Genomic DNA, 222 nt, shown 5'->3' with positions numbered 1-222 from the left:
ATATCAGCATCCAGTGCATTTTGAGCTGCAGTAGGATCCGCATTATCAAACTCACAGGCATCCGCACTATCATCAGAAGGACTAGTATAGCTTACTGCTTGCGGTTGTGTTAGGGTATATGTAGCAGTAGGATTAGTAGAGCCACAGATATCTTCTACCGTCCAGGTAATAGTTACCGTACCTCCCGTACAGAAGTCGATAGACTGATTGGTAAAATCATGC

Annotated in this window: 1 protein-coding gene; it reads right to left on the bottom strand. The window is 44.1% G+C overall.

Annotated features, from left to right (window positions below):
* The coding region (locus FGF67_RS17390; RefSeq protein ID WP_158293260.1) for a hypothetical protein at positions 1 to 222 on the bottom strand (222 nt) is incomplete at both ends.

This window comes from Allotamlana fucoidanivorans (assembly GCF_006265225.1).
GTDB classification, from domain to species: Bacteria; Bacteroidota; Bacteroidia; order Flavobacteriales; family Flavobacteriaceae; genus Allotamlana; species Allotamlana fucoidanivorans.
The sequence above is the reverse complement of the archived record's forward strand: the minus strand, read 5'-3'. Positions and strand labels throughout refer to the sequence as shown.